The sequence below is a fragment of the Prauserella rugosa genome (genome assembly GCF_000719975.1).
Lineage (GTDB): Bacteria > Actinomycetota > Actinomycetes > Mycobacteriales > Pseudonocardiaceae > Prauserella > Prauserella rugosa.
On the sequence record NZ_JOIJ01000054.1, the window covers coordinates 1 to 1,357 of the forward strand.

The 1,357-nt window shown below is 66.5% G+C and carries 1 protein-coding gene; it reads left to right on the top strand.

Annotated features, from left to right (window positions below; genetic code table 11):
• The first annotated feature begins 58 nt into the window (after window positions 1-58).
• Complete coding sequence (locus IF64_RS0124870) at window positions 59-1,306, top strand: IS256 family transposase (RefSeq protein WP_030534599.1); 1,248 nt, start codon at window positions 59-61, stop codon at window positions 1,304-1,306.
• Window positions 1,307-1,357 lie beyond the last annotated feature (51 nt).

A 1,357-nucleotide genomic window follows, 5' to 3' on the forward strand; every position in this document is an offset into this window, starting at 1 on the left:
GCGGCCACCGCGTGATCCTTCGAGTCAACCTTCCACAGAATCCTCGAGGACCATCACGATGACCGCACCACATATTGTTGACCCTGCCGGCCTGTTGGGTGAAGCCCTGTCCGAGGCCTCTCCGGATCTGATGCGCAGCCTGTTGCAGACGATCATCAACCAGTTGCTCTCCGCCGACGCTGACGCGGTGGTCGGCGCCGAGTACGGCCGCCGGTCATCGGGCCGAACAACCCAGCGCAACGGCTACCGGCACCGCGACCTCGATACCCGCCTCGGCACGATCGATGTGGCCGTGCCGAAACTGCGCAAGGGCAGCTACTTCCCTGAGTGGCTGCTGGAGCGCCGCAAACGCGCCGAGTCCGCGTTGATCACCGTGGTGGCCGACTGCTACCTCGCCGGCGTGTCCACCCGGCGGATGGACAAACTGGTCAAACAACTCGGCATCGATTCGCTGTCGAAGTCACAGGTCTCCCGCATGGCCACCGACCTGGACCAGATCGTGGAGGAGTTCCGCCACCGTCCACTGGGCGAGGCAGGCCCGTTCACCTTCCTGGCCGCCGACGCGCTGACCATGAAGGTCCGCGAGGGCGGTCGCGTGATCAACGCTGCGGTGCTGTTGGCGACCGGGGTCAACGGCGACGGGCACCGCGAGGTCCTGGGCATGCGCGTGGCCACCGCCGAGACCGGCACCGCGTGGAACGAGTTCTTCGCCGACCTCGTGGCCCGCGGACTGACCGGCGTCCGCCTCGTCACCAGTGACGCCCACGCCGGCTTGGTCGAGGCGATCGCGGCGAACCTGCCCGGCGCGTCCTGGCAACGGTGCCGCACCCACTACGCGGCCAACCTCATGAGCGTGACCCCGAAAACCATGTGGCCCGCCGTCAAAGCGATGCTCCACAGCGTCTACGACCAACCCGACACGACCGCCGTGCACGCCCAGTTCGACCGCCTGTTGGACTACGTCGACGAGAAACTCCCTGCCGTGGCCGACCACCTCGGCCAGGCCCGCGCCGACCTGCTCGCTTTCACCACGTTCCCGAAAGACGTGTGGGTACAGATTTGGTCGAACAACCCCGCCGAACGGTTGAACAAGGAAATCCGTCGCCGCACTGACGCCGTCGGGATCTTCCCCACCCGCGAGGCCATCATCCGGCTCGTCGGTGCCGTCCTGGCCGAGCAAACCGACGAATGGGCCGAAGGGCGCCGCTACCTCGGACTCGACGTCCTCGCCCGCTGCCGCCTCACCCCCATCACCGACCCCGACACGGAGACACCCAACGACCCCATCCTCGAACTCAGCGCCTAACAACCCCAGAGAAGGACAACGCAGCACTACACCACCACAAGGGACTTGACC